Genomic DNA, 23,934 nt, shown 5'->3' on the forward strand with positions numbered 1-23,934 from the left:
TTCGGGTTTGAGCAGAAATTCTGGGGCGCTGTGCGCCCCAGAATCTTTAAGAGGTATGAATGACACCCTGGCTGACAGTAGTAGGCATCGGCGAAGACGGCTTCCCTGGCTTGGGCAAACAAGCCCGGCGCGCCCTGCTGGGCGCCACGAAGATTGTCGGCAGCCCCCGCCAGCTGGCCCTGCTGCCGCACTGCACGCGCGCTGAACAACTGCCCTGGCCCAGCCCATTCTCGCTGAACCCGGTACTGGCCCTGCGTGGCGAGCCGGTGTGCGTGCTGGCCAGCGGCGACCCCATGTTCTACGGCGTCGGGGCCAGCCTGGCGCGCCTGGTGCCCGCGGCCGAAATGCGCGTGCTGTCGATGCCCTCCTCCTGCGCCCTGGCAGCGGCCCGCCTGGGCTGGCCAGTGCAGGACCTGCACGTGGTGTCACTGGTGGCGCGGCCGCTGGCTGCCCTCAACGCCCACCTGTACAGCGGCCTGCGCCTGCTGGTGCTGAGCAACGATGGCGACAGCCCGGCGGCCATTGCTGCACTGCTCTGCGAACGTGGCTTCGGGCCCAGCCGCGTGCAGGTGTTCGAGCACCTCGGTGGCGAAGCCGAACGCACGCTGGTCGGCACTGCCCAGGACTGGCCGCACACCGATATCGCTGCGCTCAACCTGGTGGCCATCGACTGCCAGGCCACGCCCCACGCCCCCCGTCACCATCGCCTGGCCGGGCTGCCCGACAGCGCCTTTCGCCACGACGGCCAGCTGACCAAGCGCGATGTCCGCGCCATGACCCTGGCGCGCCTGGCGCCGCAGCCAGGCGAACTGCTGTGGGACGTGGGTGCTGGCTGCGGCTCGATCGGTATCGAATGGATGCGCGCCCACCCGGCCTGCCGCGCCCTGGCCATCGAGGCCGACGAAGGCCGCCAGGGCTTCATCGAACATAACCGCGATGCGCTGGGTGTTCCCGGCCTGCAGCTGGTTCGCGGCAAGGCGCCGGCAGCGTTGCATGGGTTGGAGCCGCCCGATGCCATTTTCATCGGCGGCGGCGTCACCCGCGAAGGGGTGCTCGACCTGTGCTGGGCCAGCCTGCGCCCTGGCGGGCGCCTGGTGGCCAATGCGGTGACCCTGCAAAGCGAACTGGCCTTGGCGCATTTTCGCCAACAGCACGGCGGCGAACTGACCCGCGTGCATGTCGCCCATGCCCAGCCACTGGGCGCGTTCGACACCTGGCGCCAGGCGCTGCCGATCACCCTGCTGGAAGTGCAGAAACCCGTCGATGCGTGAAGAAACCCGCGAACAGCCCGCCCCACTGCGCAGCGGCCTGACCACCGGCAGTTGCGCCACCGCCACCAGCCTGGCGGCAGCCAAGCTGTTGCTCACCGGGCAGCGTGACGACGCCGTGGCTATCACCCTGCCCAAAGGCAAGGTGGTGCAGATGCGCCTGGAATTCTGTCGCCTGGTGGGCGAATGCGCCGAAGCCGGGACCGTCAAGGATGCCGGCGATGATCCCGACGTGACTCATGGTGCGCTGCTGTACACCCGGGTGCGCCTGCTGGGCGAACCGGGCGTGCGTTTTGTCGCTGGCAGCGGCGTCGGCACCGTGACCCGCCCGGGGCTGGTGCTGGCGGTCGGTGAACCTGCCATCAACCCGGTGCCCCGGCGCATGATCAGCGAGCACCTGCAGCGCCTGGCCGATGAGTGTGGCCACCCTGGCGGCTTCGAGGTCACGGTCAACGTGCAGGGCGGTGAACAGCTGGCGCTAAAGACCATGAATCCGCGCCTGGGCATCCTCGGCGGCCTATCGATCCTCGGCACCAGCGGTATCGTGCGGCCATTCTCCTGCGCCGCCTATATAGCGTCGATCCACCAGGGCATCGACGTGGCTCACACCAACGGCTACACCCACATCGCCGCCTGCACCGGCAACGCCAGTGAAGACACCATGCGCCGTGTCTACGGCCTGCCGGAAATCGCCCTGATCGAAATGGGCGACTTCGTCGGCGCGGTGCTCAAGCACCTGCGCAAGGTGCCGGTGCCGCGCCTGACCTTGTGCGGCGGCTTTGGCAAGATCAGCAAGCTGGCTGCCGGGCACATGGACCTGCACAGCCGCCATTCCAGCATCGACCTGCCGCAGCTGGCCGGCTGGGCAGCGGCGATCGGTGCTGACACAGCCCTGCAAGCCGCGATCATCGACGCCAATACCAGCCAGCAGGCTCTCGCACTGGCGCATGCGGCCGGTATCGCGCTGGGTGATGCGGTGTGCGCCCATGCCCTGGCGTTTGCCCGCAGCGTGGTGCCGGCGGCAGTGCAGGTGGAAGTGTTCGCCATCGACCGCCAGGGCGGCATTGTCGGCAAGGCTGGCGTGGCATGACCGCGCGTATCCTGCTGCTGGGTGGCATCACCGAGGCCCTGGCCATCGCCCGCCGCCTCGGCCCGCAGCATGTCTACAGCCTGGCCGGTATCGGCCGTGTGCCCCAGGACCTGCAATGCCAGGTGCGGGTCGGTGGCTTCGGTGGCGCCGAAGGCCTGGCGCGCTACCTGCGCGAGTCGGGCATTACCCTGCTGATCGACGCCACCCACCCCTATGCAGCACAGATCAGCGGCAATGCCGCCCAGGCCGCACGCAGCGCCGGCATCCCCTGTTGGGCCCTGCGCCGCCCGGCCTGGCAGGCGCAAAAGGGGGATGACTGGCGCGAAGTGGCAGACTGGGCGCACTTGATCGCAGCACTGCAGCCGTTTCGCCGGCCGCTGTTCACGCTGGGCCGTGAGCCGCTGCAGCACCTGGACGAAATTCCGCCACAGCAGTTCTGGACCTTGCGGGCATTGGAGGCCTGCCCCGGCAATGAGCGCTGCGAGGTGATCGGTGCGCGCGGGCCGTTTGTTCTCGAGGATGAACGGGCATTGTTCCAGCGGCGCAGCATCGACGTGTTGATCAGCAAGAACAGCGGCAGCGTGGCGACCGAACCCAAACTGGAAGTGGCGCGTGAGCTGGGGGTGCCGGTGCTGGTCCTGAAACGCCCGGCGTTGCCAGCGGTGGGTCGTGCATTCGACACGCCGTTGGCGCTGCTGGCCGCGCTGGGCCTGCACTGACAGCTTTTTCAGATTTTTCCGTACGCCCTGCAAGTGGCCCAGTAGCGCCCCGCTGCCTTACACTCAGCACCTCCCCCTGGAAGGCGCAACCCATATGGAAATGCAATGGTGGATCTGGCTGCTGTTCGGCATCGGGCTGATCCTGCTGGAACTGGTCCTGCCGACATTCTTCATCCTCTGGTTCGGCATCGGTGCCGTGCTGGTCGCGCTGGTTGCCCTGGCCGCGCCCACCCTGGCCCTGGACATGCAGGTACTGCTGTGGGTAGTGCTGTCATCGGCCACCACCGCGCTGTGGTTCAAGCTGTTCCGGCGCAAGCAGCCGGATGTGCGCTGGACCGCCGACAGCGTGATCGGCGAAGTGGGCCTGCTGACCGCCGCGGTGTCGGAGTTCCACAAGGGCCGCGTGCGCTTCCAGAAGCCGATCCTCGGCAATGAAGAATGGACCTGCATCGCCGACAGCGAAATCGCCGCCGGCGAGCGGGTGCGCCTGACCGCCATCGAGGGCAATACCGCCCGCGTCATCCGGGCCTGAAACCGCACAAAAAGGAATTTTGCATCATGACCAGCCTCATCGTCGTTGGCGCCATCGCGCTGTTCGTTCTGATCACCGTGTTCAAGGGGGTTCGCATCGTGCCCCAGGGCGAGGAATGGATCGTCGAGCGCCTGGGCCGCTACCACAGCACCCTCAAGCCCGGCCTGAACATCGTCATCCCGTACATGGACGTGGTCGCCTACCGCCTGCCCACCAAGGACATCATCCTCGATGTGCAGGAGCAGGAAATCATCACCAAGGACAACGCGGTGATCGTCGCCAATGCCCTGTGCTTCGCCAAGGTGGTCGACCCGCAGAAAGCCTCGTATGGCGTACAGAACTTCTCCTTCGCCGTCACCAGCCTGACCATGACCTCGCTGCGCGCGATCGTCGGTGCCATGGACCTGGACGAAGCGCTGTCCAGCCGCGAGCAGATCAAGGCACGCCTGCGCGAGGCGATGTCCGAGCAGACCGAAGACTGGGGCGTGACCGTGCGTTCGGTGGAAATCCAGGACATCAAGCCCTCGGAAAACATGCAACTGGCCATGGAGCGCCAGGCTGCCGCCGAACGGGAGCGCAAGGCCGACGTGACCCGTGCCGAAGGCGCCAAGCAGGCGGCCATCCTGGAAGCCGAAGCGCGCCTGCAAGCCGCCAGGCTGGATGCCGAGGCGCAAATCAGCCTGGCCGAGGCTTCGGCCCGGGCTATTTCGTTGGTCAAGGAAGCCGTGGGCAACGAAACCGTGCCGGCCATGTACCTGCTGGGTGAGCGCTATGTCGGGGCGATGGAAAACCTGGCCGGGAGCAACAATGCCAAGGTGGTGGTGTTGCCGGCGGACCTGCAGGAAACCGTGCGTGGGCTGATGGGGCGTGGCAAGGCTTGATAGCACCACGCGCTGCGTCACTTCACCGCACCCCGCGTATTTACCTATACTCCGCCTTACAATACCCACCACGATTCCTGACCGGATCTCTCCATGCCCCCACGTCGGCACATCGCCTGGATAGCCTGCCTTGCAGTGCTGTTCAACCTGCTGGCCATGCCGCTGTCCTCTGCCGCGCCCAAGGGCCCGGCCGAGCAGCTGCTGTGGGGGGCCTTCTGTTCCAGCATGGCCAACAAGGCCAAGGTCGATGTCCAGGCACTGGCCAAGATCGACCTGGGCCCGCAAAGCGACGACAGCGCCGCCTTGATGAACTGCTGGTGCTGCTCTGGCGCCGCGCCGCTGTTGGCCCTGCCCGCATACCCGCCGCAATTGCACAACCCGCCGACACTGTTCGCCGGGCTGTTGCCGCCACCGGCTGACTACCAACCCACGCCGCGCCAGCTCTGGCCTGCGTTAAACCCTCGTGCCTCTCCGCTGGCCTGAGTTCCGTCGTTGTCTGCCTGAACCTGAAACAGAACGGAGATTCACCATGCTCAAGCACGCCCTCGTCCTGGCCGCCCTGATGCTGCCTGGCGCTTTCGCCAATGCCCACGAATACAGCGTGGGTGACCTGCACATTGCCCACCCCTGGTCGCTGCAGTTGCCACCCAATGCGCCCAACGTGGCGGCGTATTTCGTGGTGCACAACAACGGCCAGGCCGACGACCGCCTGCTCAGCGTCGACAGCCCGATCAGCGATGATGCGCAACTGCACGAACATGCCATGAGCGCCAACGGCGCCATGAAAATGCAACAGGTACCCAGCGTGGTGGTGCCCGCCGGCAAGGACCTGACCTTCGCCCCCAGTGCCTACCACGTGATGCTGATGCAGCCCAAGGATCGCAGCCTGCTGGTCGATGGCAAGCGCTTCCCGTTGACCTTGCACTTCGAGAAGGCCGGCGATGTCACCGTCGAAGTGGCCGTGCAGAAGCAAGCGCCAGCGAACCAGCCGCAAGCGCACGAACACGCACACTGACCGCAGCTGACAGGCGCTGGCCATGAGCCTGCCCTACCCCCGCATGCGCCGTACCACCCGCCCTGACCGCAGGCGCGCCGGTGGCGGATGGCTGAGCCTGTTCGCCATGTGGATGATCTTCATCGGCCCGCTGATTTCCCAGGCGATGCCGATGAACCATCACGCCGGCATGGCCATGCCGATGGACATGCCCATGCCGGCTGCCCATCAGCACGCTGGCGACAGCCATCACGGCCACGGCAGCGACGGCCAGCTGCATGTGATGTGGGAAAAGTGCGGCTACTGCAGCCTGTTGTTCAACTGCCCGGCCCTGCCCCAGGCCCTTAGCCCACTCAGCGCCGGCAGCGTCGTCCCCACCAGCCACCTGATTGCACCCACGCACCAGGGCCATGCCCGGCAGGCTGTATTCCCCGGTGCGCGCAGCCGTGCACCGCCTTCCTCGATCAGCACCTGAACCGACGTTTTGTGCACGAAGCCCGCGGGCTTCGCGCTACCTCATGACTGATCGACTGGAATCATTATGTCTGGCTGCACCCCTGTTTTTGCCTTGTCCCTGCGTGGGACCATCGCCGCACTGTGCGGCTCGCTGCTTGCGCCGGTAGCCCTGGCCGCCGAGCTGAGCCCGACGGTCGTCACCGCCGTGGCACCGAGTTCGCCGTTGACCGTGGTCACCAACCCGAAAGACCCACGCCAGCCGGTGCCGGCCAGCGATGGCGCCGACTACCTGAAAACCATTCCCGGTTTCTCGGCGATCCGCGCCGGCGGTACCAACGGCGACCCGGTCCTGCGCGGCATGTTCGGCTCACGCCTGAACATCCTCACCAATGGCGGGCTGATGCTCGGCGCCTGCCCCAACCGCATGGACGCGCCGACCTCCTACATTTCCCCCGAAACCTATGACCGGCTGACCGTTATCAAGGGCCCGCAGAGCGTGATCTGGGGGCCAGGCGGTTCGGCGGGCACGATACTGTTCGAACGCGAACCCGAGCAGTTCGGCAGCCTCGGCAGCCGGGTCAATGCCAGCCTGCTGGCCGGCTCCAACGGCCGTTTCGACAAAGTGCTGGATGCCGCTGCCGGAAACAGCCAGGCCTATGCACGGTTCGTCGGCAACCAGTCGCGCTCGGACGACTATCACGACGGTAACAACGACACCGTGCCGTCACGCTGGGACAAGTGGAACGGCGATGTCGCCCTGGGCTGGACGCCCGACCAGGACACCCTGCTGGAGCTGACCGCCGGTAAGGGCGATGGCGAAGCCCGCTACGCCGGGCGTGGCATGGACGGCTCGCAGTTCAAGCGCGAAAGCCTGGGCCTGCGCTTTGAAAAGTCCAACCTCGGCGAGGTGCTGGACGCGCTTGAAGCGCAGGTCTACTACAACTACGCCGACCACGTGATGGACAACTACAGCCTGCGCACGCCCTCGGGCAGCGGCATGATGGGCATGCCCATGGTCAGCAACGTAGACCGCCGCACCCTGGGCGCACGCATCAAGGCCACCTGGCGCTGGGCCGACGTGCAACTGATCAGCGGCCTCGATGCGCAAACCAACGAGCACCGCCAGCGTGGCGGCATGGGCGTGGACGCGCACAAGGGCCAGGCCTGGACCAAGGACGCCGACTTCCACAACTACGGTGCCTTCAGCGAACTGACCTGGTACGCCACGGGTGAGGACCGCCTGGTCAGCGGTGCCCGCCTGGACCGCGCCTCGGCCCGCGACTTCCGCCAAGGCAGCGCCACCCAGGGCGACACCCGCGCGGCCACCCTGCCCAGCGGCTTCGTGCGCTACGAACATGACCTGGCAGGCCTGCCGGCCACCACTTACATTGGCCTGGGCCATGCCCAGCGCTTCCCCGACTACTGGGAGCTGTTTTCGCCCAAGCTGGCACCGCCCGGTGCGGCCAACGCTTTCGACGGCATCAAGCCCGAGAAGACCACCCAGCTGGACTTCGGCATCCAGTACCGTAGCGAACGCCTGGAAGCCTGGGCCTCGGGTTATGTCGGGCAGATCCGTGACTACATCCTGTTCGACTACCGCCCCGGCATGATGGGCATGAGCACCTCGCAGGCCCAGAATGTCGATGCGCGTATCATGGGTGGCGAACTGGGCGCGGCCTACCAGCTGACCGAGCACTGGAAGGCCGATGCCAGCCTGGCGTACGCGTGGGGCAAGAACAGCAGTGACGGCAAGGCGCTGCCGCAGATGCCCCCGCTGGAAAGCCGCCTGGGCCTGACCTACAGCCGTGATGTGTGGAGCGTCGGTGCGCTGTGGCGGCTGGTGGCGGCGCAGAACCGCATCGCCGAGAACCAGGGCAACGTGGTTGGCAAGGACTACGAAAAAAGCGCCGGCTTCGGCGTGTTCTCGCTCAACGGCGCCTACAAGGTCAACACCAACCTCAAGCTCAGCGCCGGGGTCGACAACCTGTTCGGCAAGGCATACGCCGAGCACCTGAACCTGGCCGGGAACGCCGGGTTCGGCTACCCGGCAAGCGACCCACAGCCGGTCAACGAGCCAGGCAGGACCTTCTGGACCAAGGTCGATTTCAGCTTCTGACACTAACCACGGGCGCAGCTTCGGTTGCGCCCATCTGCGGGTCAAAAGGAGGTTCCCATGAGAGGAACACGCATCAGTTTCTATAACCTGGCCTGGCGTTGGCACTTTTATGCGGGGCTGTTCGTGGCCCCCTTCATGATCCTGCTGGCCATCACCGGGATCATCTACCTGTTCAAGCCGCAACTCGACCCAGTGCTGTACCGCGACCTGATGGTGGTCGAAGCCGGCCATCATCGCCAGGCCGCCGATACGTTGCTGGCCGAGGTGCACCAGGCCTACCCCAAGGGCCACGTGGGCCAATACCTGCCGCCGTTGAATGCCGAGCGCAGCGCGCAGTTCGTGGTGCATGACGGCGGGCGAGAATTGAACGTCTTCGTTGACCCTTACAGCGGCAAGGTCCTCGGCGAACAGGACGGCAAGCTGAACCTGCAGGCCATCGCCCGTGCCCTGCATGGCGAACTGATGGTCGGCACCGTCGGTGACCGCCTGGTGGAACTGGCTGCCGGCTGGGGCATCGTGCTGGTGGTCTCGGGCCTGTACCTGTGGTGGCCACGCGGGCGCACCGGCGCCGGGGTAGTGTGGCCCCGGCTGTCGGCACGTGGCCGCCTGCTGTGGCGCGACCTGCATGCGGTAACCGGGTTCTGGGGTTCGGCCTTGCTGCTGTTGATGCTGCTCAGCGGCATGACCTGGACCGGCCTGTGGGGCAAGCAGTACGCCGAGCTGTGGAACCGCTTCCCGGCGGCCATGTGGACCAACGTGCCCAAGTCGGACCAGCAGGCGGGCGAACTGAACGACGCGCACCGCCAGACCGTACCGTGGGCCATGGAAAATACGCCCATGCCGCAGTCTGGCGCGCATGCCGAACACGCCGGGCACCACATGATGTCGGCCAAACCGGCAGCGCCGCAGGTAAGCCTGCAGCAGGTCGAAGACATCGCCACCGCGCGGCAGGTCGAGCCGGGCTACAGCATTACCCTGCCCACCACCGCCGATGGGGTGTTCACCGTCGCCGTGTTCGCCGATGACCCGCGCAATGACGCCACCCTGCATGTCGACCAGTACACCGGCAAGGTGTTGGCCGACGTGCGCTGGCAGGACTACAGCCCGGTCGCCCGCGCCACCGAACTGGGGGTGATGCTGCATGAAGGCAGGATGTTTGGCGTGGTCAACCAGGTCATCATCCTGCTGGTGTGCCTGATGATCCTGCTGGGCTCGGTGAGCGGGCTGGTGATGTGGTGGAAACGTCGGCCCGAGGGCGGCCTGGGCGTACCGCCGCTGCGCCATGACCTGCCGCGCTGGAAGGCGGCGGTGGCGGTGATGCTGGTGCTGGGGGTGATGTTCCCGCTGGTGGGGGTGTCGATGGTGGTGATGTGGGCGGTGGACAGCCTGGTGGTGAGGCGCCGCCGGGTGTTGGCCAGCGCCTAATTGTGCATGAGCGGTGAATGACAAGCTGAATGCCGTAGGTGCCTAGAGCACGAGTAGGAGCAGAAGCTGCCATTCACCGCTCCCACAATGAATCGCGCAGGCTTTTCAAATTTTGGGAAAGACCGTTGCTCCTACAACGAACTGCGTTGGCTTTGTAGAGAGGGCGGCACAGGCATCACACTGCTACCCAAATGCAGAGTCGATCTGTCACGCCCCGAATTGGGACGCCCGTGTTAGCCTAGCCGGCTACCTCTGACAAGAAGACTGACCTTTACAAGGGAATGCTGCCTATGACGCAAACCTCACCCACAGCGCCAGATGAACCGCATCTGCAGCGCAACCTGACCAACCGCCATATCCAGCTCATCGCCATCGGCGGCGCGATCGGCACCGGCCTGTTCATGGGCTCGGGCAAGACCATCAGCCTGGCCGGCCCATCGATCATCTTCGTCTACATGATCATCGGCTTCATGCTGTTCTTCGTCATGCGCGCCATGGGCGAGCTGCTGCTGTCGAACCTCAACTACAAGTCTTTCATCGATTTTTCCGCCGACCTGCTCGGGCCCTGGGCTGGCTACTTCACCGGCTGGACCTACTGGTTCTGCTGGGTGGTCACCGGCATCGCCGATGTGGTCGCCATCGCCGCCTATACACAGTTCTGGTTCCCCGACCTGCCGCAGTGGATACCCGCGCTGACTTGCGTGGCGCTGCTGCTGTCGCTGAACCTGGTAACGGTGAAAATGTTCGGTGAGCTGGAGTTCTGGTTCGCCCTGGTCAAGATCGTCGCCATCCTCGGCCTGGTCGCCACCGGCCTGTACATGGTCATCACCGGCTTCACCTCGCCCAGCGGGCGCACGGCGCAGCTGGCCAACCTGTGGAATGACGGCGGCATGTTCCCCAACGGGGTGATGGGCTTCTTCGCCGGCTTCCAGATCGCCGTGTTCGCCTTCGTCGGCATCGAGCTGGTCGGCACCACCGCTGCCGAAGCGAAAAACCCCGAGCGCACCCTGCCGCGGGCGATCAACTCGATCCCGGTACGCATCATCGTGTTCTATGTGCTGGCACTGATCGCGATCATGGCGGTGACCCCGTGGCGCGACGTGGTACCGGGCAAGAGCCCGTTCGTCGAGCTGTTCGTGCTGGCCGGCCTGCCGGCCGCGGCGAGCATCATCAATTTCGTGGTGCTGACGTCGGCCGCCTCGTCGGCCAACAGCGGCGTGTTCTCCACCAGCCGCATGCTGTACGGCCTGTCGCAGGAAGGTGATGCGCCCAGGGCGTTCGAGAAACTGTCCAGCCGCTCGGTACCTGCCAACGGCCTGTACTTCTCCTGCACCTGCCTGCTGCTGGGGGCGGTGCTGATTTACCTGGTGCCGAACGTGGTCGAGGCATTCACCCTGGTGACCACGGTATCGGCGGTGCTGTTCATGTTCGTCTGGACGCTGATCTTGCTGTCGTACCTGAAGTACCGCAAGCAACGGGCGGCGCTGCACCAGGCGTCGAAGTACAAGATGCCGGGCGGGCGCTTCATGTGCTACGTGTGCCTGGTGTTCTTTGCCTTCATCCTGGTGTTGCTGAGCCTGGAGGCCGACACCCGCTCGGCGCTGGTGGTAACGCCGATCTGGTTCCTGTTGCTGGCATCCACTTACCAGGGCGTGCGCAGCCGCCGTCAGCCGCGTTCCACAGTGCGCAACGGTTAATGACCTTGGGGGCTGCGTTGCAGCCCCAATCCTGTGCACGCAACCCCCACAAGCACCATGCTGGCCCGCGCAAACGCCCCAACACCTCGCACCACTGCTCTATCCCGCCCGTTTCGCCGTTAGGCACACCCCTTGCAAAGCTCCTCCCGCTTGCCCAACACATAAAAACCAGCGGAGAGAGCACATGAAGCGTCGCAGTCTGATCAAGGCCTTAACCCTCAGCGCATCGATTGCGGCAATGGGCCTGAGCTGGAGTATCCAGGCCGCCGAGACCATCAAGGTCGGCATCCTGCATTCGCTGTCGGGGACCATGGCCATTTCCGAGACGTCGCTCAAGGACATGGCGCTGATGACCATCGAGCAAATCAACGCCACAGGCGGGGTCAACGGCAAGATGCTCGAACCGGTGGTGGTCGACCCGGCCTCCAACTGGCCGCTGTTCGCCGAGAAGAGCCGCCAGCTGCTGACCCAGGACAAGGTCGCGGTGGTGTTCGGCTGCTGGACCTCGGTGTCGCGCAAGTCGGTGCTGCCCGTGTTCGAGGAACTCAACGGCCTGCTGTTCTACCCCGTGCAGTACGAGGGTGAAGAGATGTCGCCAAACGTGTTCTACACCGGCGCCGCCCCCAACCAGCAAGCCATCCCTGCGGTGCAATACCTGATGAGCGAAGACGGCGGCAGCGCCAAGCGCTTCTTCCTGCTGGGCACCGACTACGTCTACCCTCGCACCACCAACAAGATCCTGCGCGCCTTCCTGCACAGCAAGGGCGTGGCCGACAAGGACATCGAAGAGGTGTACACGCCGTTCGGCCACGCCGACTACCAGACCATCGTCGCCAACATCAAGAAGTTCTCCGCAGGCGGCAAGACGGCGGTCATCTCCACGGTCAACGGCGACTCCAACGTGCCGTTCTACAAAGAACTGGCCAACCAGGGCCTGAAAGCCACCGACGTGCCGGTGGTGGCGTTCTCGGTGGGCGAAGAAGAGCTCCGCGGTATCGATACCAAGCCGCTGGTGGGCCACCTGGCGGCGTGGAACTACTTCGAGTCGGTGGATAACCCGGTCAACCAGAAGTTCGTCGCCGACTGGAAAGCCTACGCCAAGGCCAAAGGCCTGCCAGGTGCCGACAAGGCGGTAACCAACGACCCGATGGAGGCCACCTACGTGGGCATCCACATGTGGGCCCAGGCGGTCGAGAAAGCCAAGTCCACCGACGTGGACAAGGTCCGCGAGGCCCTGGCCGGCCAGACCTTCAAGGCACCGTCAGGCTTCACCCTGACCATGGACAAGACCAACCACCACCTGCACAAGCCGGTGATGATCGGCGAGATCCAGGATGACGGGCAGTTCAGCGTGGTCTGGGAAACCGAGCAGCCGCTGCGGGCGCAGCCATGGAGCCCGTTCATTCCGGGCAATGACAAGCGGCCAGATTACGCCGTGAAAGGTAACTGAGTGCAGGGGGCTGCTTTGCAGCCCATTCGCGGGCTTGCCCGCTCCCACAGGATCCCCACTGCCCTCTGGACCGGTGAAATCCCTGTAGGAGCGGGTTTACCCGCGAAGAATCCAACACCGATTTCCAGGATTGCCCGCATGCTCAGACTCCTGCTCACACTTCTCCTGCTAATGCCCTTGGCAACCCACGCCAGCGAGGGCGAATTCTTCCTCACCGCCAAGCCCGCGGAGCAGGCCCAACTGCTCGGAAACTGGGCAGCGCAACCCGATGCTGCACGCCTGCCGCTGTTGGAAAACCTGCGCCAGGGCCGCATCGCACCCGACGACACCCGCAAGCTGCGCCTGAACAACCGCCTGCGCGGCTTGATCGACAATGCCCTGGCCAGCCACCAGTTGCTCAGCGACGACAGCGACACCCGCCTGGCTGCCGCCCAGCAACTGCAAAAAAGCGCACAACCGGCGCAAATGGCGTTCCTCGACCGGCGCTTCGCCAGCGAGCCGGACGCTGCCGTACACGCAGCCCTGGGCCTGGCCCTGGCCAATTTGCAACTGGGCGCCAGCGACCCCGCCGTACGCCTGGCCGCCGTACGCCTGCTGGGGGAAACCGGCGACCCGCTGGCTCGCACGCGCCTTGAAGCGCTGCTGCAACCCGACGCGGAAAGCGACCCGGGCGTGCGCACCGCTGCCGAAACCAGCCTGGCCCAGGTGCAGCGCAAGCTGCTGTTCGGCGAGCTGCTCGGCCAGGCCTTCAGTGGCCTGTCGCTGGGGTCGATCCTGCTGCTGGCGGCGCTCGGCCTGGCGATCACCTTCGGCCTGCTTGGCGTGATCAACATGGCCCATGGCGAGATGCTGATGCTCGGCGCCTACAGCACCTATATGGTCCAGGTGCTGGTGCAGCGTTATGCCCCGGGTGCCATCGAGTTCTATCCGCTGATCGCCCTGCCGGTGGCCTTCGCCATCAGCGCCGGGGTCGGCATGGCGCTGGAGCGCACGGTCATCCGCCACCTGTATGGCCGCCCACTGGAAACCCTGCTGGCCACCTGGGGGATCAGCCTGATCCTGATCCAGGCCATCCGCCTGCTGTTCGGCGCGCAGAACGTCGAAGTCAGCAACCCGGCATGGTTGTCGGGCGGCATCCAGCTGCTGCCCAACCTGGTGCTGCCCTACAACCGCCTGGTGATCATCGGCTTCGCCCTGGCGGTGGTGCTGCTGACCTGGCTGCTGCTCAACCGCACCCGGCTGGGCCTGAACGTGCGGGCGGTGACCCAGAATCGCAACATGGCGGCATGCTGCGGTGTGTCTACCGGCCGCGTCGACATGCTGGCCTTCGGCCTTGGCTCGGGCATTGCCGGGCTGGGCGGCGTAGCCCTGAGCCAGGTGGGCAACGTCGGCCCGGACCTGGGCCAGAGCTACATCATCGACTCGTTCCTGGTGGTGGTGCTCGGCGGGGTCGGGCAACTGGCCGGGAGCCTGTGGGCGGCGTTCGGCCTTGGCATTGCCAACAAGCTGCTGGAACCCCAGATCGGCGCCGTACTCGGCAAGATCCTCATCCTTGCGTTGATCATTCTGTTCATCCAGAAGCGCCCGCAAGGCCTGTTCGCCCTCAAGGGACGGGTAATCGACTGATGAACCAGCCACTGCTAGTCACTGCTACGCAAAAGGCCGGGCCGCGCCTGTCGCTGGCCATCGGCGCCGTCGTCACCCTGCTGCTGGTCGCCCTGCCGCTGTTGTCGCTGCTCCCGGCGGACCACGCCTTGCAAGTGTCGGCCTATACCCTGACCTTGGTCGGCAAGATTCTCTGCTACGCCATCGTCGCCCTGGCCCTGGACCTGGTCTGGGGCTACGCCGGCCTGCTGTCACTGGGCCACGGCCTGTTCTTCGCCCTGGGCGGGTATGCCATGGGCATGTACCTGATGCGCCAGGCGGCCGGGGACGGCCTGCCCGGGTTCATGGCTTTTCTGTCGTGGACCGAGCTGCCATGGTACTGGGCCGGAACCCAGCATTTTGCCTGGGCCCTGTGCCTGGTGGTGCTGGCCCCCGGGCTGCTGGCGCTGGTGTTCGGTTGGTTCGCCTTCCGCTCGCGGATCAAGGGTGTGTACTTCTCGATCATGACCCAGGCCCTGACCTTCGCCGGCATGCTGTTGTTCTTCCGCAACGAAACCGGCTTCGGCGGCAACAACGGCTTCACCAACTTCCGCACCATTCTGGGCTTCGACATCACCGCGCAAGGTACCCGCGCCGTGTTGTTCCTGCTGACGGTCGGCCTGCTGCTGGCCAGCCTGTACCTGTGCTGGCGGCTGACCCGCAGCAAGTTCGGCCGCCTGCTGACCGCAGTGCGCGACGCCGAGAACCGCCTGATGTTCTGCGGTTACGACCCGCGCGGCTTCAAGCTGCTGGTGTGGGTGCTCAGCGCCGTGCTGTGCGGCCTGGCCGGGGCGCTGTACGTGCCCCAGGTGGGCATCATCAACCCCAGCGAAATGTCGCCGACCAACTCCATCGAAGCCGCCGTGTGGGTAGCCCTTGGTGGCCGTGGCACGCTGATCGGGCCGTTGCTCGGCGCCGGCCTGGTCAACGGCATGAAAAGCTGGTTCACCGTGGCCTTCCCGGAGTTCTGGCTGTTTTTCCTCGGTGCGCTGTTCATTCTCGTCACCCTGTACCTGCCCAAGGGCGTGGTCGGCCTGTTGAAAAAAAGGAGCCAGCCATGAGAGGCGTGCCCCCGGTGCATCCCGAATTCATGCTCGAACCGGTATTCGACCCCCTCGGCGCCGGCCGCGACGCCATTGGCCTGGGCCACACCCGCAAGGCGGGCCTGGATACCCGCCACGGCACGGTGCTGAGCCTGGAAGACATCAGTGTCAGCTTTGACGGTTTCAAGGCGCTGAACGCGCTCAACCTGTACATCGGGGTGGGTGAGTTGCGCTGCATCATCGGCCCCAATGGCGCCGGCAAGACCACCCTGATGGACGTGATCACCGGCAAGACCCGCCCAGACAGCGGCACGGCCTACTTTGGCGACACCCTAGACCTGACCCGCCTGGGCGAGTACCAGATCGCCCAAGCCGGCATTGGCCGCAAGTTCCAGAAACCCACGGTGTTCGAGGCGCTGACGGTATACGAGAACCTGGAGCTGGCGCTGAAGACCGACAAATCGGTATGGGCCAGCCTGGCTGCGCGCCTGAGCGGCGAGCAGCGCCAGCGCATCGAAGAGGTGCTGACCACCTTGCGCCTGCTGCCGCTGGCCCAGCGCCAGGCGGGCCTGCTGTCGCACGGGCAGAAGCAGTTCCTCGAAATCGGCATGCTGCTGGTACAGGAGCCGCAGTTGCTGTTGCTGGATGAACCCGTGGCGGGCATGACCGATGCCGAGACCGAGTTCACCGCCGAGCTGTTCAAGGGCTTGGCCGGCAAGCATTCGCTGATGGTGGTCGAGCACGACATGGGTTTTGTCGGCAGCATCGCCGACCACGTGACCGTGCTGCACCAGGGCAGTGTGCTGGCAGAAGGGTCGCTGGAGCAGGTGCAGGCGGATGAGCGGGTGGTCGAGGTGTACCTGGGCCGCTAGACAGGGATACCTGTGCCGGCCTATTCGCGGGTAAACCCGCTCCCACAGGTAATGCACAAGTCTTGAAATCTGTGCGGTCCCTGTAGGAGCGGGTTCACCCGCGAATAGGCCGGCACAGGCACAGCAACACTTTCAGGAACACCAACATGCTCAAGATCGACACCCTGCACCAATACTACGGCGGCAGCCACATTCTGCGCGGCCTCTCCTTCGAAGCCAAAGTCGGCGAAGTGACCTGCCTGCTGGGCCGCAACGGGGTCGGCAAGACTACCCTGCTGCGCTGCCTGATGGGCCTGGTGCCCGCCCGGGATGGCAGCATCGAATGGGAAGGCAAACCGATTACCGCGCTCAAACCCCAGCAACGCGTACACGCCGGCATCGCCTACGTGCCCCAGGGCCGTGAGATTTTCCCGCGCCTGACCGTCGAGGAGAACCTGCTGATGGGCCTGTCGCGTTTCCCCGCGCGGGAGGCCTGCGAAGTGCCAGCCTTCATCTACGAGCTGTTCCCGGTGCTTGAGCAAATGAAGCAGCGCCGGGGCGGCGACCTGTCTGGCGGGCAGCAGCAACAGCTGGCCATTGGCCGCGCCCTGGCCAGCCGGCCGCGCCTGCTGATCCTCGACGAACCGACCGAAGGCATCCAGCCGTCGGTCATCAAGGAGATCGGCGCCGTCATCCGTCGCCTGGCCGCACGGGGGGACATGGCGATCCTGCTGGTGGAGCAGTTCTACGATTTTGCCGAAGAGCTGGCCGACCAGTACCTGGTCATGGCCCGTGGCGAGATCGTGCAGCGCGGGCGCGGCGAAAACATGCAAGCCGAGGGTGTGCGCGGCCTGGTAACCATTTAACCTGCAAGCACCGTACTTGCGAGACCCTGTCATGAGTTACCAGCTGCGCGATGCCCTGCCCGCCGACGTGCCGGGCATCCTCGATATCTACAACGACGCCGTGCGCACTACCACGGCGATCTGGAACGAAACCCCGGTAGACCTGGCCAACCGCCAGGCCTGGTTCGAAGCACGTGCGCAGCAGGGCTATCCGATCCTGGTGGCTGTGGATGACACGGGCGTGCTGGGCTATGCCTCGTTTGGCGACTGGCGGCCGTTCGAGGGTTTCCGCCTGACCGTGGAGCACTCGGTGTACATCCGCGGCGACCAGCGGGGCAAGGGGCTGGGGGCGGTGTTGATGGCGGCGCTGATCGAGCGTGCACAAGGCTGCGGCAAGCATGTGATGGTCGCGGCCATCGAAAGTGGCAATGCGGCGTCGGTCCGCCTGCATGAGCGGCTGGGTTTCGTGGTGACCGGGCAGATGCCCCAGGTTGGCGTGAAGTTCGGCCGCTGGCTGGATTTGACCTTCATGCAGCGGGTACTGAACCCGGGAGCTGAACCAGGCTGAAATGCGGCCGCTTGTGGGAGGGCCCTTTCGCGACACAAGGCCACTCCCACAAAGGCCGGCGCGCAAGCCTACATCTGGGTAAACCTGCCCAGCCGCTGCTTCAACATGCTGTTCTCGCTGCGCAGCTGCTGCACTTCCTGCAACAGCTCCAGCGCCAGCGCCACCCCTTCCCACTCCAGCTCCAGTTCCCGGTGCAGCTTGGCCGCGCGCTTGGCCAATAACGGCGCCTGATCGTCAAACAGCCAGTCCTCTGGCGTTCGGCCAGAAGGCTCGACAATGCCGTGTTCGACGATTTCGATCACGCAGTCGGCCGTGACATCGGCTTCCTGACACAGGGTACGCATGTCCAGTTGAACGATCAGGGTGCTGCTCATGATCACTTACTCCATTGTGTCCTCGGGTTGAACGCCGCTTTCTCGGCGAGCTTCGCCCACAGTTCGCGGGCAGACTCGTCGGATGCCGGCGGCATCACCACCTTCAGCTGTGCATACAGGTTACCGCGCTCACCGTGCTTGCTCGCCAGGCCTTTGCCCGGTACACGCAGGCGCTGGCCGCTCTGGCTGTCCGGGCGGATGGTGAGGTTGATCTTGCCGTCCAGGGTGGGTACCGCAACCTTGGTGCCCAGCGCAGCCTCCCATGGCGCCAGCGACACGGTGATGATCAGGTCATGGCCTTCAACATCGAACAGCGGGTGCGGTGCCATGCGAATGGTCAGGAACAGGTCGCCATTGGCCCCGCCGCCACTGCCCGGCGCGCCCTGGCCCTTGAGGCGGATACGCTCGCCATCGGTGACCCCGGCCGGAATCTTCACGTTCAGGGTTTTGGTGGTGAAACCGGTGCGCTGGCCCATGGCATTGGTTTGCGGCACCTGGAAGCTGATCTGCTTGGACTCCTTGCTCAGGGTTTCTTCAAGGAATACGGCCAATTCAAGTTCCACGTCCTGCCCCCGCCTGCCGGCACTGCGTTGCTGCTGCCGGCCACCACCGAAGGGGTTGCCACCACGGTTGCCGAATATCGAGCTGAAGAAGTCGGAGAAATCGCCGCCCTCGAAGCCGCCACCGCCACCGCGGTTTTCCCAGCCCGGTGGCGCCTGGAATGGCCGGCCGTGCTGGCCGCCATACTTGCGGATCTCATCGAACTCGGCACGTTTCTGCGCGTCGCCCAGAACCTCGTAGGCCTCGTTGGCCTCTTTGAATTTGTCCTCGGCATCGCGTTCCTTGCTGACATCGGGGTGGTACTTGCGTGCCAGCTTGCGGTACGCGGCCTTGATCGCCTTCTCGTCCGCCGTGGGCTCTACGCCAAGTATCTTGTAATAGTCTTTGAAGTCCATCTGTGGATCACCAATGTGAAAGTGCGTGTTGCAACTGAAGATGCTACTGAAGATAGGGGTCAAGCATAGCCTTTCAAGACCGCCTTGGCTTTGCTCCATCGCAGACGACTGGTCTTGATTCTGTAGCCAACTGGCATAAACTGCGCGGCCGTTTTGCCTCCGGAAGCCTTTTCCCATGTCTGACGTAACCCCGGCCCGTGCCCTGGGCATCGACTTTGGCACCTCCAACTCCACGGTTGGCTGGCACCGCCCTGGGGTCGAGTCGCTGATCGCCCTGGAAGATGGCAAGATCACCTTGCCCTCGGTGGTGTTCTTCAACATTGAAGAGCGGCGCCCGGTCTATGGCCGCCTGGCACTGCACGAGTACCTGGAAGGCTACGAAGGCCGCCTGATGCGCTCGCTGAAAAGCCTGCTGGGCTCCAAGCTGATCAAGCACGACACCAGCGTGCTGGGCAGTGCCTTGCCGTTCAAGGACCTGCTGGGCATGTTCATCGGCGAGCTGAAAAAGCGTGCCGAGGCGGCCGCGGGCCGCGAGTTCGACCAGGTCGTGCTGGGGCGCCCGGTATTTTTCGTCGACGAAGACCCGGCCGCCGACCAGGAGGCCGAGGACACCCTGGCCGAGGTGGCACGCAAGCTCGGCTTCAAGGACGTGTCGTTCCAGTACGAACCGATTGCCGCCGCGTTCGACTACGAGTCGACCATCAGCCGCGAAGAGCTGGTACTGATTGTCGACATTGGCGGGGGTACCTCGGACTTCACCTTGATCCGCCTGTCGCCAGAGCGCCACCTGCTGGCCGAGCGCCAGGGCGACATCCTGGCCACGGGCGGCGTGCACATCGGCGGTACCGACTTCGACAAGCAGTTGAGCCTGCAGGGCGTGATGCCGCTGTTCGGCTACGGCAGCCGCATGAAAAGCGGCGCCCTGATGCCGACCAGCTACCACCTCAACCTGGCCACCTGGCACACCATCAACGCGCTGTACTCGCAGAAGTCGCAGCTGGCGCTGGGCAGCATGCGCTACGACATCGAGGACAGCTTCGGCATCGACCGGCTGTTCAAGCTGATCGAGCAGCGTGCCGGGCACTGGCTGGCGATGGAAGTGGAAGCCAGCAAGATCGAACTGACCGAGCGCGACAGCCGCCGCATCGACCTGCACCGGGTCGAGCCTGAACTGTCTGCCGAACTGACCCGGGTGCTGTTCGAAGAGGCCATTGAGGGGTTGCTGGAGCGCGTGCGCGGCAGCGTGAGCGAGCTGCTGGCCAAGGCCGGGGTGAGCGAAGGCCAGGTCGACACGGTGTTCTTCACCGGTGGTTCCAGCGGGATTCCGGCATTGCGCAACAGCGTGTCGGCGATGTTGCCCAATGCGCGGCATGTGGAGGGCAATATCTTTGGCAGTATTGGTAGTGGGCTGGCGATCGAAGCGCGCAAGCGGTACGGGGTAGCCTGATCCATTTTGGGGCTGCGTTGCAGCCCATCGCGACACAAGGCCGCTCCTACAGGGTGAGGTGCAATCATTGGATGCACGCAGTCGGCTGTAGGAGCGGCCTTGTGTCGCGATGGGCCGCAGCGCGGCCCCGGCAATCTGTCAGACCAGCTCGGCCCGCTTCAGCTCACTTTTCAGGTAGGCATAGTAGATCGGCCCCGCCACCACCCCAGGCAGCCCGAACGCCGCCTCGAACACCAGCATCGCCAGCAGCAGCTCCCACGCCTTGGCGCTGATCTGCCCCCCCACGATACGGGCGTTGAGGAAGTACTCGACCTTGTGGATGACGATCAGGTAGCCCAGCGCCGCCGCCGCCACCCAGATCGACAGCGACAAGCCGACGATGGTGATCAGGGTGTTGGACATCAGGTTGCCGATCACCGGCAGCAGCCCCAGCAGGAAGGTCAGTACGATCAGCGTCTTGGTCAGCGGCAGGTGCACCCCGAACAGCGGCATCACCACTGCCAGGAATATGCCGGTAAAGGCCGTGTTCAGCAGCGAAATCTTGATCTGGGCGAAGACGATGTTGCGAAACGCCTGTACCAGCAAGGCCAGGCGCTCGAACAATGCCGCCGCCAACGGCTTGCGCCGGGACACATCGGGAATGCGCTGCAAGGCAATGATGGCGCCGAGGATCATACCGATCAGCAGCGTGACGAACATGTGCGCCATGCCCTTGCCGACCAGTTGCAGGTCGCTGAGGTGGCTTTTGATCCAGTCGCCTATGGCAACCTTGAATTCGGCAGCACTGGCGGGCAGGTAGGCTTCGATGAACGGCGGCAGCTGGCTGCGGGCCTGTTCGACCAGGGCCATGAACTTGTCCAACGAGGCACCGGGGTTTTCCGCCTCGTGCAGCAGGAAGCTGAACGCGCCGGCAATCAGCAGGCTCAGGCTGAGCACCACCAGCGTGCCCAGCAGCGCCACCGCCAGCCAGCGCGCGCGTTGCCCGGCCAGCAGGGGTTGCAGGCGCGGGGTCAGCATGTTGACCAGTTCGAACACCAGCAAGCCGGCCAGCAGGCTGGGCAATAACTTCAGCGGCAAAGCCAGCAGCAGGCCGGCCATGACGATGATCAGGCTGGCCAAGGTAATCTGACGCGGGGTAAAGGTCATACAGCCTCGAAGGCAGACAGCGGGAATGCCCGCAGTCTGCCAGCCTTGACGGCGCAGGCATAGGCGCAGGTCACTTCTTCTTCAGGCAGTCACTCATGAACGCTTTGCGCTCGTCCCCCTTCAGGGCTTTGGTGGTGGCGTCGGCGTTGCAGGTTTTCATCTTTTCCTGCTGGGTTTGCGGGGCGCTCTTCTTCAGGCAGGTGCTCATGAAGGCCTTGCGCTCATCACCCTTGAGGGCCTTGGCGGTGGCGTCGGCATTGCAGGTTTTCATTTTTTCCTGCTGCGCGGTGTTGGCAGCGAAGCCTTGGGCGCTGAACATCAACGCCAGGGCCAGTAACGGGATGTGCAGCACTTTCATGGAGTGGTCTCCTGGGCTCCGTGCCCGATGCACGGGTGTCGAGGTCAGAGTGTAGCCAAGAATTTCAGCCCCCAGCCCCCCCGACATCCGCCGTTAAAGGCCTGCCGCCTTGAGCCGCGCGGCGTGTTCGGTGAACAGCCGCACCGGCTCGGCACCCCGCCCTACGGCGCCGAACTGCTGGTTGACGATATCGAGGTGGTCGAGCGGGTAATCGTCACCGATCACCTGCCCCAAGTGCGAGCTGAAGCGCCCCACCATACCGTCGCACTGCCCCTTTTCCCTGACGAAGCTGCGGGCGAACAGGCGGCAGAAACGGTTGCTGCCATCGAAGCGGTTGCGCCCCCGGTCGGTCAGCCCGGGCTGCAAGGTGCCGGACCATGAGTAATAGCGCACTCCGTTGACTTCATGGGCACCTTCCCCGCCCCAGGTGGCCGGCAAGCCCTGTGGGTAAGCCTGGTTGAACAGTGCCACCCCGGCGCTGGTCAGCGACTGATGCGAGGCATGCACATCCACCGGCAATGGGTCGCGCCGCCAACCGGTTTCCAGCCACCCCAGCACCACGGCAAGGGCATGCAGCACCGCCCTCAGCATACGCCCCTGGGGCGAATCCCCCGGCGCCGTGCGTTGCAGGTGGTCGGCCAGCTCCGAACCATGGTTGGGCCCGGCCACCGAGGTGACCGATGCCACCCTGGCTGGCCGCCTGGCGGCTGCATAACGCGCACTCAGGGCGCCTTGGCTGTGGCCGATGAGGTTGACCCTGGCGGCGCCCGTGCGCCTGCAGATGTCTTCGATGATGGTCAGCAGTTGCTCGCCGCGCACCTCACTGCTGTGCAGCGGCGAAACCTGTACCGGGAACACCTGCGCGCCCCCTTTGCGCAAGGCCGGGACAATGCCGAACCAGTAGGGATAGAACCCGGCCCGGACGAACCCGAGCATCCCTGGCACCAGTACCAAGGGGTATTGCGTGGCCAAATCCTGCTGCATTGCCCCTGCCCTTTTGCGTGGAGGTTTGGCCAACCCTACAGCGGCTTTCGTGGGCATCGCAATCGAACTCCTGGCGCGCGCTGTTGTTCAAAACCACACAGACCCTTTGCAAGGAGCGGGACCATGTACAAGCAGACCCTGGCAATCCTTCTGGCAAGCGCCACCCTGGCCGCCTGCGGCAGCCGCCCGGAAAACCCGGTCGACTACGTCACCTACCGTGACGAACCGCTGGTCAAGCAGGTGGAGCACGGCATGACCATGCAGAAGGTCATCGCCATTGGCGGTAGCCCATCGAACGTGATCGACCTGCCGCACGGGGGCACCTGCAACGACTACATTCTTAACCACGATGGCAAGCAACAACCGTATTACGTGCGTTTCGACGCCACCGGCCATGTTGATGCCAAGGGTTTCAAAACCTGTAAACAACGCGAAGAAGACAGCGAGGCCGTTCACGGCGCGTAAGTCTCACCCTGCATGCCACGACCACCCTGATGCTTTCGGAGATGAACATGAGTGCTACAGAACTGACCGATGTAAAAACCCTGCGCGAACGTGCCCGCCAGCATGTTGAGCAAGGCGCCGTGACCGAGGGTTACCACGCCGACCGCGAACAGATCCTGCGCCTGCTGAACGAGTCCCTGGCGACCGAGCTGGTGTGTGTGCTGCGTTACAAGCGCCACTACTTCATGGCCAGCGGTATCAAGGCAAGCGTTGCCGCGAGCGAATTCCTTGAGCATGCCAACCAGGAAGCCGAGCACGCCGACAAGCTGGCTGAGCGCATTGTGCAGTTGGGCGGCGAGCCGGATTTCAACCCCGACAACCTGACCAAGAACTCGCATGCTCAGTATGTGGCCGGTAATTCCCTGAAGGAGATGGTGCTGGAAGACCTGGTCGCTGAGCGCATCGCAATCGACAGCTACCGCGAAATCATCCAGTACATCGGCGACAAAGACCCTACCACCCGCCGCATCTTCGAAGACATCCTGGCGCAGGAAGAAGAGCACGCAGACGACATGTCCGACTTGCTGCAAGGCTTGTAAGGACCGGGGGGCGCTTAGCGGAATGCCAGTCAGTTAAGCGTTACTGG

The 23,934-nt window shown here is 64.7% G+C and carries 25 protein-coding genes; 20 read left to right on the forward strand and 5 right to left on the reverse strand.

All coding sequences use genetic code 11. From position 1 onward, the window contains the following. Window positions 1–59 precede the first annotated feature (59 nt). From FPB55_RS22920 to FPB55_RS23000, 17 genes are all read left to right on the forward strand, one after another. A complete protein-coding gene (locus tag FPB55_RS22920) occupies window positions 60–1,271 on the forward strand; it encodes a bifunctional cobalt-precorrin-7 (C(5))-methyltransferase/cobalt-precorrin-6B (C(15))-methyltransferase (RefSeq protein ID WP_009683271.1) in 1,212 nt (403 codons plus the stop codon). Then, on the forward strand, window positions 1,264–2,358 hold the full coding sequence (locus FPB55_RS22925) for a cobalt-precorrin-5B (C(1))-methyltransferase (RefSeq protein ID WP_029885701.1): 1,095 nt from the start codon (window positions 1,264–1,266) through the stop codon (window positions 2,356–2,358). The genes FPB55_RS22920 and FPB55_RS22925 overlap by 8 nt, the downstream gene beginning before the upstream one ends. Then, window positions 2,355–3,077, forward strand: a complete 723-nt coding sequence (locus FPB55_RS22930) for a cobalt-precorrin-6A reductase (protein ID WP_009683273.1) — start codon at window positions 2,355–2,357, stop codon at window positions 3,075–3,077. Before FPB55_RS22925 ends, FPB55_RS22930 begins: the two co-directional genes overlap by 4 nt. Before the next feature lie 94 nt (window positions 3,078–3,171). Beyond that, window positions 3,172–3,609 carry an NfeD family protein gene (locus FPB55_RS22935; protein ID WP_009683274.1) on the forward strand — a complete coding sequence of 146 codons (438 nt, stop codon included), beginning with the start codon at window positions 3,172–3,174 and terminating at the stop codon, window positions 3,607–3,609. A gap of 26 nt (window positions 3,610–3,635) precedes the next feature. After that, complete coding sequence (locus tag FPB55_RS22940; RefSeq protein WP_009683275.1) at window positions 3,636–4,490, forward strand: SPFH domain-containing protein; 855 nt, start codon at window positions 3,636–3,638, stop codon at window positions 4,488–4,490. A gap of 93 nt (window positions 4,491–4,583) precedes the next feature. Further along, window positions 4,584–4,973 carry a DUF2946 domain-containing protein gene (locus FPB55_RS22945; RefSeq protein WP_054904938.1) on the forward strand — a complete coding sequence of 130 codons (390 nt, stop codon included), beginning with the start codon at window positions 4,584–4,586 and terminating at the stop codon, window positions 4,971–4,973. Between the two features lie 46 nt (window positions 4,974–5,019). Next, window positions 5,020–5,505, forward strand: coding sequence for a copper chaperone PCu(A)C (locus tag FPB55_RS22950; RefSeq protein ID WP_009683277.1), 486 nt, complete (start codon window positions 5,020–5,022; stop codon window positions 5,503–5,505). 22 nt (window positions 5,506–5,527) lie between these two features. After that, the gene (locus FPB55_RS22955) at window positions 5,528–5,959 is read left to right on the forward strand and encodes a DUF2946 domain-containing protein (RefSeq protein ID WP_009683278.1); all 432 of its coding nucleotides are present in this window, start codon (window positions 5,528–5,530) and stop codon (window positions 5,957–5,959) included. A 66-nt stretch (window positions 5,960–6,025) separates the two neighbouring features. Further along, window positions 6,026–8,056, forward strand: coding sequence for a TonB-dependent copper receptor (locus tag FPB55_RS22960; RefSeq protein ID WP_009683279.1), 2,031 nt, complete (start codon window positions 6,026–6,028; stop codon window positions 8,054–8,056). Window positions 8,057–8,113: 57 nt separating this feature from the next. Next, a complete protein-coding gene (locus tag FPB55_RS22965; protein ID WP_054904941.1) occupies window positions 8,114–9,481 on the forward strand; it encodes a PepSY domain-containing protein in 1,368 nt (455 codons plus the stop codon). 290 nt (window positions 9,482–9,771) lie between these two features. Then, on the forward strand, window positions 9,772–11,178 hold the full coding sequence (gene cycA / locus FPB55_RS22970) for a D-serine/D-alanine/glycine transporter (protein ID WP_009683281.1): 1,407 nt from the start codon (window positions 9,772–9,774) through the stop codon (window positions 11,176–11,178). 184 nt (window positions 11,179–11,362) lie between these two features. Next, window positions 11,363–12,628 (forward strand): urea ABC transporter substrate-binding protein, encoded by a 1,266-nt coding sequence (gene urtA / locus FPB55_RS22975; protein ID WP_009683282.1) that lies wholly within the window; start codon window positions 11,363–11,365, stop codon window positions 12,626–12,628. 171 nt (window positions 12,629–12,799) lie between these two features. After that, window positions 12,800–14,254: an urea ABC transporter permease subunit UrtB gene (urtB, locus tag FPB55_RS22980; RefSeq protein WP_225786382.1), complete on the forward strand. Its 1,455-nt coding sequence runs from the start codon at window positions 12,800–12,802 to the stop codon at window positions 14,252–14,254. After that, window positions 14,254–15,333: an urea ABC transporter permease subunit UrtC gene (urtC, locus tag FPB55_RS22985; protein ID WP_009683284.1), complete on the forward strand. Its 1,080-nt coding sequence runs from the start codon at window positions 14,254–14,256 to the stop codon at window positions 15,331–15,333. Before urtB ends, urtC begins: the two co-directional genes overlap by 1 nt. Then, window positions 15,330–16,187 carry an urea ABC transporter ATP-binding protein UrtD gene (gene urtD, locus FPB55_RS22990; protein ID WP_029885711.1) on the forward strand — a complete coding sequence of 286 codons (858 nt, stop codon included), beginning with the start codon at window positions 15,330–15,332 and terminating at the stop codon, window positions 16,185–16,187. Before urtC ends, urtD begins: the two co-directional genes overlap by 4 nt. A 146-nt stretch (window positions 16,188–16,333) precedes the next feature. Beyond that, complete coding sequence (gene urtE / locus FPB55_RS22995; protein WP_144189396.1) at window positions 16,334–17,032, forward strand: urea ABC transporter ATP-binding subunit UrtE; 699 nt, start codon at window positions 16,334–16,336, stop codon at window positions 17,030–17,032. 31 nt (window positions 17,033–17,063) lie between these two features. Then, on the forward strand, window positions 17,064–17,579 hold the full coding sequence (locus FPB55_RS23000) for a GNAT family N-acetyltransferase (protein WP_029885713.1): 516 nt from the start codon (window positions 17,064–17,066) through the stop codon (window positions 17,577–17,579). Between the two features lie 68 nt (window positions 17,580–17,647). On the opposite strand, the gene FPB55_RS23005 is transcribed toward FPB55_RS23000, so the two are convergent. Together FPB55_RS23005 and cbpA are read right to left on the reverse strand one after the other, a co-directional pair. Continuing rightward, window positions 17,648–17,953 (reverse strand): chaperone modulator CbpM, encoded by a 306-nt coding sequence (locus FPB55_RS23005; protein ID WP_009683288.1) that lies wholly within the window; start codon window positions 17,951–17,953, stop codon window positions 17,648–17,650. A 2-nt stretch (window positions 17,954–17,955) separates the two neighbouring features. After that, window positions 17,956–18,909 (reverse strand): curved DNA-binding protein, encoded by a 954-nt coding sequence (cbpA, locus tag FPB55_RS23010; RefSeq protein ID WP_144189398.1) that lies wholly within the window; start codon window positions 18,907–18,909, stop codon window positions 17,956–17,958. Window positions 18,910–19,084: 175 nt separating this feature from the next. On the opposite strand from cbpA, the gene FPB55_RS23015 reads away from it, so the two are divergent. Beyond that, window positions 19,085–20,356, forward strand: a complete 1,272-nt coding sequence (locus FPB55_RS23015; protein WP_009683290.1) for an Hsp70 family protein — start codon at window positions 19,085–19,087, stop codon at window positions 20,354–20,356. Between the two features lie 138 nt (window positions 20,357–20,494). On the opposite strand, the gene FPB55_RS23020 is transcribed toward FPB55_RS23015, so the two are convergent. The 3 genes from FPB55_RS23020 to FPB55_RS23030 form a co-directional block, all read right to left on the reverse strand. Beyond that, a complete protein-coding gene (locus FPB55_RS23020; protein ID WP_009683291.1) occupies window positions 20,495–21,502 on the reverse strand; it encodes a membrane protein in 1,008 nt (335 codons plus the stop codon). A 70-nt stretch (window positions 21,503–21,572) separates the two neighbouring features. Then, entirely contained in the window at window positions 21,573–21,860 is a 288-nt protein-coding gene (locus FPB55_RS23025; protein WP_029885715.1) for a PsiF family protein, read from the reverse strand. Between the two features lie 93 nt (window positions 21,861–21,953). Next, window positions 21,954–22,844 (reverse strand): triacylglycerol lipase, encoded by an 891-nt coding sequence (locus tag FPB55_RS23030; protein WP_144189400.1) that lies wholly within the window; start codon window positions 22,842–22,844, stop codon window positions 21,954–21,956. A gap of 123 nt (window positions 22,845–22,967) precedes the next feature. Between FPB55_RS23030 and osmE the strand changes: the two genes are divergently transcribed. Then, the gene (gene osmE / locus FPB55_RS23035; protein WP_009683294.1) at window positions 22,968–23,309 is read left to right on the forward strand and encodes an osmotically-inducible lipoprotein OsmE; all 342 of its coding nucleotides are present in this window, start codon (window positions 22,968–22,970) and stop codon (window positions 23,307–23,309) included. Window positions 23,310–23,356: 47 nt separating this feature from the next. After that, a complete protein-coding gene (locus tag FPB55_RS23040) occupies window positions 23,357–23,887 on the forward strand; it encodes a ferritin-like domain-containing protein (RefSeq protein WP_009683295.1) in 531 nt (176 codons plus the stop codon). Window positions 23,888–23,934: the final 47 nt, after the last annotated feature.

It is taken from the genome of Pseudomonas sp. BJP69, from assembly GCF_007633355.1.
Lineage (GTDB): Bacteria > Pseudomonadota > Gammaproteobacteria > Pseudomonadales > Pseudomonadaceae > Aquipseudomonas > Aquipseudomonas juntendi.

Excerpts from the sequence above, each read along its gene's own strand:
- FPB55_RS22920 (WP_009683271.1), top strand. The coding sequence starts at position 60 with ATGACACCCTGGCTGACAGTAGTAGGCATCGGCGAAGACGGCTTCCCT.
- FPB55_RS22925 (WP_029885701.1), top strand. The coding sequence starts at position 1,264 with ATGCGTGAAGAAACCCGCGAACAGCCCGCCCCACTGCGCAGCGGCCTG.
- FPB55_RS22930 (WP_009683273.1), top strand. The coding sequence starts at position 2,355 with ATGACCGCGCGTATCCTGCTGCTGGGTGGCATCACCGAGGCCCTGGCC.
- FPB55_RS22935 (WP_009683274.1), top strand. The coding sequence starts at position 3,172 with ATGGAAATGCAATGGTGGATCTGGCTGCTGTTCGGCATCGGGCTGATC.
- FPB55_RS22940 (WP_009683275.1), top strand. The coding sequence starts at position 3,636 with ATGACCAGCCTCATCGTCGTTGGCGCCATCGCGCTGTTCGTTCTGATC.
- FPB55_RS22945 (WP_054904938.1), top strand. The coding sequence starts at position 4,584 with ATGCCCCCACGTCGGCACATCGCCTGGATAGCCTGCCTTGCAGTGCTG.
- FPB55_RS22950 (WP_009683277.1), top strand. The coding sequence starts at position 5,020 with ATGCTCAAGCACGCCCTCGTCCTGGCCGCCCTGATGCTGCCTGGCGCT.
- FPB55_RS22955 (WP_009683278.1), top strand. The coding sequence starts at position 5,528 with ATGAGCCTGCCCTACCCCCGCATGCGCCGTACCACCCGCCCTGACCGC.
- FPB55_RS22960 (WP_009683279.1), top strand. The coding sequence starts at position 6,026 with ATGTCTGGCTGCACCCCTGTTTTTGCCTTGTCCCTGCGTGGGACCATC.
- FPB55_RS22965 (WP_054904941.1), top strand. The coding sequence starts at position 8,114 with ATGAGAGGAACACGCATCAGTTTCTATAACCTGGCCTGGCGTTGGCAC.
- cycA (WP_009683281.1), top strand. The coding sequence starts at position 9,772 with ATGACGCAAACCTCACCCACAGCGCCAGATGAACCGCATCTGCAGCGC.
- urtA (WP_009683282.1), top strand. The coding sequence starts at position 11,363 with ATGAAGCGTCGCAGTCTGATCAAGGCCTTAACCCTCAGCGCATCGATT.
- urtB (WP_225786382.1), top strand. The coding sequence starts at position 12,800 with ATGCCCTTGGCAACCCACGCCAGCGAGGGCGAATTCTTCCTCACCGCC.
- urtC (WP_009683284.1), top strand. The coding sequence starts at position 14,254 with ATGAACCAGCCACTGCTAGTCACTGCTACGCAAAAGGCCGGGCCGCGC.
- urtD (WP_029885711.1), top strand. The coding sequence starts at position 15,330 with ATGAGAGGCGTGCCCCCGGTGCATCCCGAATTCATGCTCGAACCGGTA.
- urtE (WP_144189396.1), top strand. The coding sequence starts at position 16,334 with ATGCTCAAGATCGACACCCTGCACCAATACTACGGCGGCAGCCACATT.
- FPB55_RS23000 (WP_029885713.1), top strand. The coding sequence starts at position 17,064 with ATGAGTTACCAGCTGCGCGATGCCCTGCCCGCCGACGTGCCGGGCATC.
- FPB55_RS23005 (WP_009683288.1), bottom strand. The coding sequence starts at position 17,953 with ATGAGCAGCACCCTGATCGTTCAACTGGACATGCGTACCCTGTGTCAG.
- cbpA (WP_144189398.1), bottom strand. The coding sequence starts at position 18,909 with ATGGACTTCAAAGACTATTACAAGATACTTGGCGTAGAGCCCACGGCG.
- FPB55_RS23015 (WP_009683290.1), top strand. The coding sequence starts at position 19,085 with ATGTCTGACGTAACCCCGGCCCGTGCCCTGGGCATCGACTTTGGCACC.
- FPB55_RS23020 (WP_009683291.1), bottom strand. The coding sequence starts at position 21,502 with ATGACCTTTACCCCGCGTCAGATTACCTTGGCCAGCCTGATCATCGTC.
- FPB55_RS23025 (WP_029885715.1), bottom strand. The coding sequence starts at position 21,860 with ATGAAAGTGCTGCACATCCCGTTACTGGCCCTGGCGTTGATGTTCAGC.
- FPB55_RS23030 (WP_144189400.1), bottom strand. The coding sequence starts at position 22,844 with ATGCAGCAGGATTTGGCCACGCAATACCCCTTGGTACTGGTGCCAGGG.
- osmE (WP_009683294.1), top strand. The coding sequence starts at position 22,968 with ATGTACAAGCAGACCCTGGCAATCCTTCTGGCAAGCGCCACCCTGGCC.
- FPB55_RS23040 (WP_009683295.1), top strand. The coding sequence starts at position 23,357 with ATGAGTGCTACAGAACTGACCGATGTAAAAACCCTGCGCGAACGTGCC.